The sequence below is a fragment of the Sinanaerobacter chloroacetimidivorans genome, from assembly GCF_018128545.1.
Taxonomy (GTDB): Bacteria; Bacillota; Clostridia; order Peptostreptococcales; family Anaerovoracaceae; genus Sinanaerobacter; species Sinanaerobacter chloroacetimidivorans.
Window position 1 is genome coordinate 459328 of the sequence record NZ_JAGSND010000001.1, and the last position, 14397, is coordinate 473724.

Consider the following 14397-nt stretch of genomic DNA (forward strand, 5'->3'; position numbering starts at 1 on the left):
TACCGGACACCTTACCGGCAGACACTGTTATTAACTGTTAAATACCCGACAATTTTTCATTTACTCACCCATAAGTAGATATTTATCAGATACTGATAAAAGGCTCAATACAAAAGAAAAAAGCGGCAGCGCCACTTTTATCCATGTTTGAAAGACAAATTAGTTGCGATATATTGGCATAATCACCAGAGGAATATCCAGAGGCATTTCGCTCATCGGATATGAGCTTGTCAATACAGGGAATGGGAGGGCTAGAAGATGAAAAATAAACATCTTACAGCATCGGACAGGCAGACCATCCGAGAGCTCCTGCATGGTAGGAAAAACTATGTGCAAATTGCAGATATTCTGAAGAAATCCCCTACCACAATTTTACGGGAAATTGAAAAACATAAAGTGAAAGTTACCCGGCCAGGAGCTGAAAATGACTGTATAAACAGAAAGTTCTGCAACAAGGAACCATTGTTTCGCCTCTGATCAAGAAGGGACAGTCCATCGCCCATATCTATATAGGATATTTATGAATTTTGCTGGGGTGATGAAGGTGCACTTCTTGATATTATGCCTCTAGCCATATAATCCCCCATAAGAGTAGCCAAATCTGCAAGTCGATTAAATATTTGATATTCTTTTTCAAAATCTTTTGAAGCTAAGGCTGTAGCCTCGTCAATCGTTCCTCTGATAGATTGATATAAAAAATCCTTCCATTGTTGTTCATTCCAATAAATATTAATACTAGCAAGATATGACGACGCTTGATCTGCATTTTCGTATAATTTAACTACGCTTGAGTTCATTTCTTCAGTATTATTAGTGGAAATTGCTTCAAATAGTCTCCACATATTCGTTATAAAATTTGACAGATAATTAACTAATTGCTGAGCAACATCGGGTCCGTAGAATAATCTTAAATAATTGTAAAAATTTATTTCTACAATATTGTATAGCCGATTAGCTGCCGATTGTGTTCTTTCTGGATCTCTTATAACTGCGATCATTAAGCTCCTTATCGTAAAAGCTAATTCTAACCAAAGCCTTTGTGAGTTAATGATAATATTCATTTGCTCTTGTGTAAGGTATTGCTCACTTTTAGGCAATACCTCTTGCATTTTATTTATCATCAAATATTGCTCTCCCTTATTACTCAATAATTTAATATATGAGTAATATTATCATTATGTGATTTTCCTAACTAATGAAGACTTCTTTCTTCCATCATTTCCCGATATTGCGTTTTCTCCTGCATCCCCATCATCTATTACAATCGACTGCATTTGCCTTTTCAATGAACAATAATTGTTGTGGGTGAACTAGATTACCCTTCACCTAATTAATAAAGAACCTCTTTCCCTCTTGCCTGACATATCTTCTAAGTAAGCAATGATCTTCCTGTCTTGAAAAATCAATCATTCATTAAGCGATTTTAAGAGCAAATTGAGAGGTATATCAACTTTTATAATAACGACCGTCCACATGCAACTTTGGATTATAAATCTCCACACACACGTAAAATGCTCAAACCCCAGTAAATTCAAGGATTTAATCATAATAGAAAACAGTATGAATCTGAAAATTTCGAAGAAAAATGCTCAGATTCTCATTTCGTCGTTCCCTTCTCCTTCAGAAATAAAAAATATGACGTAGCCAGGCCACGTCATATTTTTTATTGAGTTCTTAATTATATTACTGAGCCTTCCACATATCTATCAACGCATTTGCATCGGAATCAAGAGCAGATCTGGCAGCCTTACTGGCATAAGGCTTCATTGCTTCATTATTAAGATGTTTCAGAAAATCTTCCATATGTTTCATTGCATTATCCGGCATTCCTATTTCCATTTGATGCACAGCTTGATCAAGTGAGTTTGTAAGCTGCGGCACCAACGGATAAGTTAAGTCACCGGAGTTCTCATAATACTTTAACAGATTGCTTATGGAGTCAGCACTGGTTGTTACCTTAACATGAACTCTATTGGATTCCACCGTAATGCCATTGAGTGTTGCAACTACATAAACCTCCGCATCTCCTGCGTTATTGGCTCTTATTATTCCATCTTCTATGGATATTACGGCAGGATTCGTGCTCATGTATTCTATTTGTGCATTATCCCCTGTCAAATCTGCAGGCTCACCTGTTGATAAAAGTGCCTCTGATATAACAATATTGGATGTTTGGTTTCTCTCAAGTTTAGTATTGTCTACCGATATGGTAACCTTTTCCAGCTGCCTTTGGCAATACACTTCAAATGAGTAAATTCTTATATGCGTACCAAAATCTGATGTGACAGGATCCGTTATATAAAGTCTCGCATACCTTGCTTTAACAGGCTGCATATCTTTAGCAGTCACATCCCCAGTATTGTCTCTTACTGTATCTGCTGTAGTCCAGTCGGTCCCATTTAGGCTGACATCAAGCCTGAAATTCCTTGTATTCCAATAAAGGTCCGTATTTTCTCCACCGGCGCCTGCATGCCGTACTACCCATTTGTTTATGATGCATTCGTCCCCCAAGTCGACAGTCAGCCAGTTATACCCTGGAGTAGTCGTGCACCATTTTGTTGATAAGCTTCCATCTACGGCAAAGGTAGGTTTCTCGTTTTCATTGATATAACTACTTGCCTCTGCCTGTTTGTTTAAAGCAAGGTCTTTACCCAAATAGGTCAATACCGCTGTAACAGATGTGTCTCCTTCAGGAATCCTGATCGTTGTTTTAGGTGACTTAGGATCTGCCACTTGAGCTCCCGTCCATTCCTTGAAGAGGTATCCATAGGGAACGATTGCCGAGATTGGTACAACGCGGTCAACTTCATAGCTGCCGCTTCCGGTTCCGTTTTCCACAGTAAGCTTCCCAAAATCCACCTTCGGGCTGTCATATACTTCAAATTCATAAATTCTTGCAGCTGTATCCGAACTATTTGTCGCTTTTGTGATATAAAGCCGCGCATAATTTGCTTTCACAGGCGATAACACTCTGTTTGTTATATCCGAGGTGTTGCCTTTTACTGTATCTACAGTAGTCCAGTTACTCCCGTCAGAGCTTACATCCAACCTGAAGTCCGCAGTGTTCCAGGATGCATTCTCACCACCGGTAGCTGCATGCCTTACCACCCATCTGTTAATCTCATATTCTCCCTGTAAATCAACGCTCAGCCATTTATTGGATGATCCGGTTTGACACCATTTCGTGCCCGTTGATCCATCTACTCCAAATTTCGGCGCCTCATTACTATTTACATATCCGCTGGCCGTTACCGGTTTATTCAAAGCCAAATTCGGTCCTAACTGGATTAATGCTGCCGTAACACTTGCACCTTCTTTCGGCACCTTAATCGTTGTACTCGGTGATGTCGGATCTGCTACCTGTGCCCCTACCCATTCTTTGAACAGGTATCCCGAAGGTACTTGGGCAGAAATGGGTACTGTTGAGCCTACAGGGTAGAGCCCGCTCCCGCTTCCGTTTGCCACTGTCAATGAGGCTAATTCACCTGCATTCTTTTCATCATAAAGCGCACCTGCAGGGATTGTATCGCCATTGACATTATTGGCAGCTGTCATTGCAAATACCAAAATGTTGTTATTGTCAGGAAGCGTAATTGTATTTGCACCTTCCGGTAAATCGATCCTGTATTTAAAAAGATAAATAAAGTCATACGCGCTGTTGGAAGTTGGCGTATGGGTGTGCGTTGCTGTCCAGGCAACCGGTTCGCGCTTGATATTGGCATAATACGAAGCTGCGGGAATATCCCACTGTCCAACATTCTGTTTATAATCCTGGATATTGAGGAGGACCGGGCTGCCGTTAACCATGAATGTTTCGGCCATGTCTCCTGCAGTTGAAGCTGCCAGCAAGTATACCTGCTTATATCCTTCCGGTATTGAAATCTCCTGGCCTTCGGCTGCTACTGCATTTTGATCTCCATTTCCTGCCGGTCCCAGGTTAAAATGTACTCCGCCGCTGGCAATTTTATCCGGGAACAATTCTCCTGGGATCGTCCTTCCGGCAATATCAAGAGCTCCATCATTTCTGTTACTGTCAAAGGATACTACATCTTTATTGAACGGTAAATCGAGAGGAGTTGAATCCGGAGCACTAAGTTTTACGGACGGATCAACTAATTTGACAGCAAATGTTTTAGGCTCGTACCTCTTCATATCAAAAAGTAGTTTTCCACCTTCTAACGTTGCAGGCCCTACCGGGTCTTCGTATCCATTGACTTCTCTTGCACTTAAAATACCGCTGCCCATTTCTAAAGTAACACCTGAAACAGGGCTTCCGCTGGTTTCCTGTACCCTTACGATATATTCATCGCCTGCCTCTGCTAATTTAACTGCTTTGACAGTTACATCGTGATTGCTTACAGTGAGGAAAGATGCAAGTTTGCCTAAATCCCCATCATGGGCTACAGTCTGGAATACTTTAAGCGGCTGGTTTACCCTTTCTCCCTGGGTTACTGTTTGTCCATCAACGTAGTCTCCATTGTGACCGTATATTGAATAAAGGAACCTATTTTCTCCAAAGTCCTGGGTATCCTGTTTGTTATTTCCATAAGTGGCTTTCGGCGTGTGGATCAATGTAAGCCTGAGGGTATTATCATTCGGCTTATCCCAGCCATACTTACAGTCATTTAGTATGCTTACACCATATTCCCCGCTTGTATCGGTAATGTCTGCCCACTGTTGTGCAGGTACTTCATACAGCTTGCTGGTATTATTCCCTCTTTGAATCGTGCCAAGCCCTAAATCATAAGTAGCCATTGGGTTTGAAACGCTTAAGGGGAATGACACCTTTAAATTGGTAGCTTTCATGTTCCAGTCAACGTTATTATCCACATCTATACGCTGCGCATCATCCCCTGATGCCAGTCTGATAATCTGGGTAAATGTTGATCCGGCATATTCACGTGTCACCTTCAGCGCCACTCTTGCAGGTCCGTTTTCAACGATTTCCATATCAGCCGGTCCGCTTACATAACCTTTCGGGGAAGCCATTACGTCATTATATAATATCTCCCATGAAGGCCAGCTGGTAGAATTGTCATTTAACAGCTCGAGCCTGGAAGGGGCTGAAAGGAGTTCTTTTGCATTTACCTTATCATAAACGCTTGCTATATCGCCGGCAGCATTGACAGTCACTTTGAAGTAATCATTCTCTAATGTTGAATCAGTAACTTTCAATCCTGTTGAAAGTGAGGATGCTGAATCAGACGGCCTTACATCATATACCTTATACCCAACTGAGGGCATATCTGCAAGGAATAATACTGTTACAGCATTACCGTCGATACTTCCAATCTGTGAAGGCACTTCATTGCCATCGGGGCCATAAACCTTCACCGCTTCCGGAACTTCCGATGAAAAGCTTACCTTTGCCCCTACGATATCTTTGCGTTCCTTTGAAATGGGATTGTATACTATGACTGGAATGCCGTCAGCTTTTGTATCCATGGCATTAGCAATTGCTCCCATTCCGTTTTCAAGTTCCTGTGAGAATTCATTAAGAGAAAGGATATAATCGTTCCAGGCTAGCATATATGCCGAAGGAAGGCTTGTCCCTGTAAGGTCGTCATGAAATTGGTGCCATATAAAACGTTTCCATGCTTCATCTAATTTCTCTTTAGGATAGGGCGCACCTCCCAGCCAATCCGCCATTACGCTTGTTCTTTCCGTGGCATCTGCAAGCATTTCATTTTGTCTGTTCCATCGTTTTGATATTGTCCTCGATGAATAGCTCCCTACTCCATGAGTACTCATGACCAGTTCTCCGTCATAGGAAGGAAGTTTATCCTGCAGGCCCTGGGCAGTAATATCCCTATACAGCTGATCTGCCGGAGCGCTCAGAACCTGAACTCCTGTTACAGGATCCTTGCCCTTATTAATATCGTCTTGTACTACTTTTGCCGAACCATCGCTTGGGGACCCTCCCGTATCTCCGGTTCCATGGTAACTATAAGCTGCATTTACGCCATAATTGCTCCCATTGGAATTGACTCTGTCAACCCAGGACCCGGAGGCGCTTAAAGATTTACTATAAGATGTGGTATAGCTCCCTGGATTTAGTGCGGAAATCAGGTATGAACCATCTACCCCATACCATTTCCCTATATCAAATGGAGTCCCATAGGCTGAGCCCCAGCTAAGTTTCTGGGTTGAAAATCCTGTCAGGCCCATATGCGCCGCAACCGATGGAAGCTGATATCCAAACCCAAAACAGTCAGGCAGGAATATGTCGGTGCTTGTCTTTCCAAATTCATTTTCGAAATATTTATTGCCATAAAGTATATTCCGCATCAATGCCTCTGTTGAGGGTATGTTAACATCTCCTGAATCCCAGGAGCTTCCTGCCACATTCCAGCGGCCTTGCTCAACATAATCTTTAATCTTTTCGTATGCTTCAGGGTAATATTCCTTTGCAAGAGCATACCGGAATGCGCCTTCAAAATTAAACTGATAATCAGGATATTTTTCAAACAGTGCAAAGTTGTTGTTAAATGTCTTGGGTATGTATGAGTTTATTGAAGTCTTTACATCCCAGTTCCATTGAGTATCAAGATGTGCGTTTGATACCGTATAGATTGTCTTGTCCTGAGTCAAATCCATGGCAAAAGCATCTGTTGAAAAACATGGAGACATGAGAAATGGAAGTACCAGTGCTGATGAGAGCACTCTTTTCATAAGTCTCTTGATTTTAGTCATTGTAAATTCCCCCTTTGTAAAAATATTTTTGAAGTCTTAACCTCACACACAATACACGAAGGACCTTTTTCACCTCCCGTCTTAATATAAATTTAGGAATCTTTTAAATAAAGCATGATAATGATGACGAATTGTGCGATTAGAAGGGTAAATAATACAGATCAATTACTTATGTAATGCTTTAGAGTAAAAAATAAGCAAAAATCAATCAAAAGTTTCAAATTCGATTAATTGTCAATTTTTTTATAATCTATTATCTGAATTATATAATGTGTATAAATTAGTTGCATCCATTTTTAACCATAGTACAAAATTATATATCTATGGATTATCAGGCTGATCAAAAAAAGATTAAAAACCGTTGAAAAATCACGGTTTCTAATCTTCTCTCCAATCCTTCTTTATTGTATAAATAATTGAAATTATGATGCAGGTACTCAAAATACTAAAAAAGATAATATCAAAGTTGTCAATAATAAGTGCTTATACACCATATAATTTGCCGAATTTATCGTTGAGATACTCTATAAAGTATTTTGCACTCAGTTCCTCGCCTGTAACTTTCTTGATTAATTCAGCCGGCTTTAATGTTGCACCATACTGATGAACATTTTCCTTTAACCATTTTGTAATAAACGAAAAGTCTCCACTGTAGATTTTTTGATTCCAATCTGGAATTTCCTCTTTTAGCTTATTGAAAATTTGCGCCCCATACAAGTTTCCAAGTGCATAGGTTGGAAAATATCCAAAATCACCGCCGGACCAATGAACGTCTTGCAATACTCCGTCCGCATCGTTTTCTGGTTCCACACCCAAATACTCCTTATATTTTTCATTCCAAAGCATTGGAACGTCATCAATGTCAATATCGCTGTTTATCAGGAGCTTTTCCATTTCATAGCGAATGATGATATGAAGACTATAAGTCAATTCATCTGCATCAATCCTGATTAAAGATGGCTCCACACAGTTGATTGCCCTATAAAACAATATAAGGTCCACCCCTTCAAGCTCTTTATAGGTTTCATGAAATTCCGGGTAAAAATAGCTCCAAAACTCCATGCTTTTCCCAAGGATATTTTCATAAAACCGTGATTGCGATTCGTGCATACCCATTGATGCACCTGAACCTAAAGATGTTCCCTCAAGTTCATCCGGAATATTTTGTTCGTAGATTCCATGGCCGCCTTCGTGAATCATAGAGAAGATTGCAGGTCTGAAATCCGAAGTATCGTATTTTGTGGTTATCCTGACATCCTTATTCCCAAAGTTCGTCGTAAACGGATGCTCAGATACGTCGATTCTTCCTCTTTTTTCGTAGTCATAACCGATCTGTCCTAAAATGGTTTCCCCTAGCTTTCTCTGGCTTTCAACAGAGTAATTTCCTTTTAAAAAAGTATCATCAGTTTTAATATTTGAATTTTTAATTCTTTTAAGTAAATCAACGAGTGATTCTCTCAATTCTCCAAATACTGCATCAAGCCTTTCTGTTATCATTCCAGGTTCATAAATATCTAAAAGACCATCATACTTGTTGCCAGCAAAACCCCAGTATTCAGAGAACTTTTTATTATAAGCGATCATTTTAGCAAGGTGTGGCTTAAAAATTGAGAAGTCCTTTTTCTTTTTCGCTTCCTCCCATGCACTTTGCGAGAGTGCCTTATCAATTTCATATTGAACGTATTCAGCTTCAGGTATTTTCGTTGCGTAGTTATAATCTTTCGTTATATTTTCTATCATGGCTTTGGTTAAATGATCTAAATCCTCAATTCCACTAAAATAATCGATAAACTCTTTCATTTTTTCTGACGTAGTAAGCTTGTAGCTCTCACCTGTTAAGTATCCAATCATTTCGCTTCTGTATTCAATTGCCTCTTTTGGCATATTAACAACGCTATCCCAATGCAATAACGAAATAGAACTACCCAGATACTCTACTTTTTTAAGATATTCTTTCAATTCTTCAATTTTCGTAATTGTTTTTTTATCCATTTTAATCTCCTTTATTCTTCTATTGCTTTCCAAATATCGCTTCATAACTAGTGAAGATTAATTCGACAGATCTTCGCCTATATCCGAGCTTCTACGATAAACAATATATGCAATTTTCATCAACTTCTCTGTCATACCATCTATTTACATATTACGTCCAATAATCCAATAATTCAATATGTTTCTAAAAAGTCTGTCTTAGACTGGATTATATTGGCAAGGGGATAAAAAAGGCAACTGCGGAGCTTGGGCTTAGCTTCCTTGCCTACAATTTGAGGAGAGCCATTAATTTGAAGGGCGCAATTAACTTAATGGAGGGAATCAAGGCATAAAAAGCCTTATTTTTTTATCTAAAATACTTTGTCAAACTGAAAAAACGCTGAATTTTCAATAATTCAGCGTTCTCATTCTGCCCTTTTCGGACACTTTGTGGTGCGGTCGAAGGGACTTGAACCCATACTCTCTCGAACACGGCCCTCAACCGTGCGCGTCTGCCTATTCCGCCACGACCGCATATTCAGTTCGGACCGGAAACAGTTCAGTTTTTTGATTCCTGCGTTTTGGGTCCTTAACTATAATAACTAAATTATAATCCTTTGTCAACGATAAAATCCGATGTTTTCGAAATTGCCAAAAGATTCTTTCCCTGCCGATGAGACTTACTCGTTTTTATCAGCAGGAATTTCATAGACATTGAACCACTTTTCACAGCCATGATAAAGATTGTTAAAATAAGGCTTTATTTCGCCCTGCAGGCTGGGAGAAGCGATGGCGCCATAGGTCTTATACAGTAAACAGAAATATGGCAAATCATCGGTTAAAATATCCTTTATTTTTGTGTAGGTCGAAGCTCTGTCTTTTACAGAGATCCCGGATTCCATCTTATCCAGCAGAAGGTCAAGAGCAGGATTGGAATAGCCGATCACATTACCGAACCCGGTGTGAAGAAACGGCCTCATATCATAGGTCTCTTTGATCTGATAACCGCCAAGATAAATGTCAAAGTTTCCGCTGGCCAAATCGGACTGGTATCCGTTCCAGTCTTTTGTAATGATATTGGATCGAATAGGCAGTTTATCCAATCCTTTTTTGATAATTTCTGCTGCAGCGATTCTGGATTGATCTTCAGCATTGACCAAAATGTTGATCGAGACTTCCTCATTCAGAGCATTCTCAACCAGGCCGTCTCCATTTCTGTCGATATATCCGGCTTCTGTCAGAAGCGCTTTTGCACGTGTTATGTCAAATTTATAGTTGTTTTCACTGCTGGCTACACCCAAAAAATTAGGATAGTAGATGTTGTCATTGAACATGCCGTTCTTAAAATAACCGGCTTCCAGAATTTCCTGGGTATCGATGGCACAAGCGATAGCCTGTCTAACTTTTTTGTTAACCAGGGCATTATTCCTAAAGTTAAAGCCAATCAACTCCACTTCATTGGAGGGGAACGGTACTACATTCACATCCTTATTGGTATAAATGGTATCCCGATCAATTTCCTTTGAGTAAGTCAGTGAAATATTATTAACCTCCATCAGGTTGATGGCATTCACTTTATCAGGCATAATTTGAAAATGCAACGTATTTTTCGGGGTATAACCACCGTGATAATTTTCGTTTCCCTTCAAAATAATATGGGAAAGCTCATTGATGTCTACGACTCTATAGGCACCGGTTCCAACAGGGATAAAGCCCTCGGAAGCAGTTCTGGTTGCGTCCAGACTTTTAAATTTATGTTTTGGAATAATGGGGAATGTAAAATTCTCCAAGGAAATTTGGTTATTCTGCTTGAAATACACTTCCAGCTGGTAGGGATCGTTTTTTACAAGCTTGACAGAACTGATATTCTGCACATAGCTGGTATATAAGGTTACGTTGGTATAACTTGCATTGATATAGGCCTCTATGCTGAACTTTACATCATCTGCAGTAACTTCCTGACCGTCATGCCACAAAATCCCCCTTTTCAAATTGAGGGTAACGGAAGAACCATCCTGGCTGTAAGAGTAACTGTCTGCAAGCTGAGAAACAAGACCCAGGTTTTCGTTAAAGCCAAACAGTCCGTCATAAATTAATTTGTTAATATAATAAGCATCCTCATCTTTTGCAATGACAGGATTTAATGTTCTGATTTTCTCTATGGGAATATAGATTTCCGAAGAGGTTACCGTTTCCACCTTCTCCTCCGGATTTCCTCCCAAAAAGCTTGTGGTCTCCCCGCATCCGGTCAGCCCGGAGGCGGCAATCAACACGGCAGTACCAATCGCTATAAATTTCTTTAACATTTGATAATAACTCCAAAAGTATATATTTGATATAAATTCCAATAGGGTGATTTATATTTTCTCCAATAACAGATCTATCTGATGATACAATGCTTCTCTTTCACCTGAATTATCCAGTATTTCATTGGCTCGTTCTATTTTTTGGTTACGGTCCATTTGAACGGCAATCCGGCTTACAATTTCTTCTCTGCTTAAGCCATCCCGTTCCATGACTCTTGTAATTCTCGTTTCATCATCGGCATCTACCACCCAAACCTCACTTACGTGCTCATCCAGGCGGGTTTCGAACAAAAGAGGAGCATCAATGAAAATGACCTTTGCCTGTTTTATATCAGGGTTTTTCTGGTTCATAATCTCCGCCGATTCCCGAAACATCAGGATTTTGCTATAAATAATCTCCAGGATCCTGCTATGCATGATTTTATCCAAAACTGCCTTTTTTTCAACATCTCCGAATACAATTTCACCTAATTTCTTTCGGTTCAGGCTTCCATCTTCAAGAAGGATATCTTTTCCAAACTTTGCAGTCAGTTCAATCAAGGTATCGGAACCGGGCAATACGATTTCCCTGGCAATTTTATCGGCATCCAGGACCTCAAACCCTTTTTCAAGGAGATAATTCGTAACCGTAGATTTGCCGGAGCCAATTCCTCCGGTAAGACCAATGATCTTCATTTTACTACCTCTTGGGCTTCTATTTCAACTCGTACCAGTTTCTTCCCGTATTCACATCTACGGACAATTTTACACTTAATTCTACCGCATGCTCCATGCAGTCTTCAAGCATGTTTTTGATCTGCTCTATTTCATCCTTGTGAGTCTGTATGATCAATTCGTCATGAACCTGCAATATTAATTGAGATTTCGTCCTGCTCCTGCGAAGCTCCTGATAGACTTTTATCATTGCAATTTTAATGATGTCGGCGGCACTTCCCTGGATAGGACTGTTCATGGCAAGCCGTTCTCCTGCTTGTCTCACCATATAGTTACCGGCATTGATTTCGTTTACAATTCTTTTTCGATTCATGATAGTCGTGACATAGCCCTTTTCTCTGCAGCTTTTCACGAGACCATCAAGAAATTCCTTTACCTTTGTATATTTTTTGAAGTATTCTTCAATATATTTTTCAGCTTCTTTTCTGGTGATGTTCAGCTCCGTGGACAGGCCAAAGCTGCTCATCCCATAAATAACACCAAAATTAACGGCCTTGGCATTGCTTCTTTGGAGGTGGGTAACCTGATCCTGAGGTACCCCAAAGACTTTGGAAGCCGTAATTCTATGAATGTCATCTCCTTCGTTGAAAGCAGTGATTAAGGACGGATCCTGGGACATATGCGCCAATATTCTCAGTTCAATCTGTGAATAGTCCGCACCAATGAGAACATAATCGTCATTTTCAGGAATAAAAGCCTTCCGAAGCTTTCTCCCCAGCTCCTGCTTGATAGGAATGTTCTGCAGATTCGGTTCTGTACAGCTGATTCTTCCGGTGGCGGCAACGGTCTGCTGAAAATGAGCGTGGATTTTATGGTCCCTATGAATCATAGGCAGCAGCCCCTCAATATAGGTGCTTTTCAGCTTGGAATACATTCGGAAATCTAAAATCAAAGCTGCGATCTCATATTCATCTTTTAATTTTTCCAGGATTTCAACACCGGTGGCATAGCCTCTTTTGGTTTTCTTACCGTAGGGAAGTCCTAGTTTTTCAAATAAGATAGGCCCCATTTGGATCGGTGAATTGATATTGAATTTTTCTCCTGCCAATTCATAAATTTTTTCAGAAAGTTCTTCTATTTTCTCTCCGATGATAATGCCGGCACTTGTCAGTTCTTCTCTGTCCACAGCAAATCCCTGCTGCTCCATGGAGGCCAGTACTTCAATCAATGGCAGTTCAATCTCATCAAACACCATATCCAAAGATTCTTGTGTTAATTTATCACTTAACACCTTCATTAATTTTTTGACAGCAACACACCATTTTCGCCCATATTCTGCATATTTTGACTCAGTTTCCGTCAAAAATCCCAGTTGTCCATGTTCTGAAAGAAAAGCGGTTTCATCTTCCAGATCTTCATGGAAATATTCCAGTAAAATCGTTTTCAAATCATAGTTACTTCTTGACGGTTCAATCAGATACTGAGCCAATGCTGTATCAAATTCGGTAGGAAAGATCAGCGCTGCAGTCTCCGGACAGTATTCGGCATAGCCATTGGCCAGCAACGCATAATAATCCGTTTTTAAGTTGTGTCCAACGTATTTGGTTCCAAATTCAGAGAAAATATCGGCCAGAGCTTTCAAGAGATTGTTTTTCTGCAAATTGATGTAACAGCACACATCAGTTGACATAACCGTTATACCGTAAACCACCGGAATGTCTTTATGATTATGGTCATGAAAGACCTTCAGCACAACAGATGAGCCCTTTTCGAGATCCTTTTTCAGAATTTCCAGATCACTTTCCGCTTCTATGATTTTTAATTCCACATCGATGTCCGTTCCAATATGATTATGTTCCGTTAACGCAGAAGAATTTTGTACAGCAGAAGGTGCAGCCTGCGATGTCATTTCCGAAACTTGGAGCTTCTTTAATAAGCTGTTGAATTCCAGCTTTTTATAGACTTCTATCAAAGTGCTGAAATCCGGCGTCTCCACTTTCAGTTCAGAAAAATCAATCTCAATAGGTACATCCCTGTTGATGGTAGCCAGTCTTTTGCTCATAAGAGCCAGCTGCGCATTCTCCTCAATCTTTTCCTTCAGGCTTTTGCTGCTGATTTTATCTGTTGATGCGATGAGTTCGTGAATACTGCCAAACTCCTGAATTAATTTCAGAGCAGTCTTCTCACCTACCCCGGGGATGCCAGGAATATTATCCGAAGTGTCCCCCATGAGTCCTTTAAAATCGATAAATTGTTCCGGTGTAAATCCATATTTGTCGATCATGGCAGCTTCGTCATAAAGATCAAATTCGGAAATACCCTTCCTTGTAATTAAAATTTTTGTCCTATCAGAAGCAAGCTGAAGCTCATCCTTATCACCGGTGATAACCAGTGACTCCATGTCGGCTTCCTCTGCTTTTTTTGTAACGGTTCCAATGATATCATCAGCTTCGAACCCATCGATTTCCAGCATATTGATTTTCATTGCCTCAAGCACTTCTTTTAATAACGGAAGCTGCATCGCTAATTCCGGAGGCATTTTCTTCCTCCCGGCTTTATATTCTGCATATTCCAGATGACGGAAGGTAGGCGCTTTTCTGTCAAAAGCAACACTGATATATTCAGGTTGATAGTCCGTCATGATTTTATTCAACATATTAAGAAAACCGTACACTCCATGAGTGTACAGTCCCGTTTTTGTGATCATTGGCCTTTGCAAGGCGTAATAAGCGCGATTGATTAAGCTGTTGCCATCAATTATTATTAACTTCAT

The 14397-nt window shown here is 40.1% G+C and carries 7 protein-coding genes and 1 tRNA gene; 1 reads left to right on the forward strand and 7 read right to left on the reverse strand.

Annotated elements, in window-relative coordinates:
• Positions 1 to 258 precede the first annotated feature (258 nt).
• The gene (locus tag KCX82_RS02290) at positions 259 to 477 is read left to right on the forward strand and encodes a helix-turn-helix domain-containing protein (RefSeq protein ID WP_227016816.1); all 219 of its coding nucleotides are present in this window, start codon (positions 259 to 261) and stop codon (positions 475 to 477) included.
• Positions 478 to 518: 41 nt separating this feature from the next.
• On the opposite strand, the gene KCX82_RS02295 is transcribed toward KCX82_RS02290, so the two are convergent.
• The 7 genes from KCX82_RS02295 to polA all read right to left on the reverse strand — a co-directional run bounded on the left by KCX82_RS02295 (position 519) and on the right by polA (position 14397).
• The gene (locus tag KCX82_RS02295) at positions 519 to 1121 is read right to left on the reverse strand and encodes a hypothetical protein (protein WP_227016817.1); all 603 of its coding nucleotides are present in this window, start codon (positions 1119 to 1121) and stop codon (positions 519 to 521) included.
• A gap of 562 nt (positions 1122 to 1683) precedes the next feature.
• Positions 1684 to 6693 (reverse strand): glycoside hydrolase family 38 N-terminal domain-containing protein, encoded by a 5010-nt coding sequence (locus tag KCX82_RS02300; protein ID WP_227016818.1) that lies wholly within the window; start codon positions 6691 to 6693, stop codon positions 1684 to 1686.
• A 483-nt stretch (positions 6694 to 7176) separates the two neighbouring features.
• Positions 7177 to 8685 (reverse strand): carboxypeptidase M32, encoded by a 1509-nt coding sequence (locus KCX82_RS02305; RefSeq protein WP_227016819.1) that lies wholly within the window; start codon positions 8683 to 8685, stop codon positions 7177 to 7179.
• 430 nt (positions 8686 to 9115) lie between these two features.
• A tRNA-Leu gene (locus KCX82_RS02310) sits at positions 9116 to 9198 on the reverse strand.
• Positions 9199 to 9344: 146 nt separating this feature from the next.
• Positions 9345 to 10970 (reverse strand): ABC transporter substrate-binding protein, encoded by a 1626-nt coding sequence (locus tag KCX82_RS02315; protein WP_227016820.1) that lies wholly within the window; start codon positions 10968 to 10970, stop codon positions 9345 to 9347.
• 51 nt (positions 10971 to 11021) lie between these two features.
• Positions 11022 to 11645 carry a dephospho-CoA kinase gene (gene coaE / locus KCX82_RS02320; protein WP_227016821.1) on the reverse strand — a complete coding sequence of 208 codons (624 nt, stop codon included), beginning with the start codon at positions 11643 to 11645 and terminating at the stop codon, positions 11022 to 11024.
• A 19-nt stretch (positions 11646 to 11664) separates the two neighbouring features.
• Entirely contained in the window at positions 11665 to 14397 is a 2733-nt protein-coding gene (gene polA, locus KCX82_RS02325) for a DNA polymerase I (protein ID WP_227016822.1), read from the reverse strand.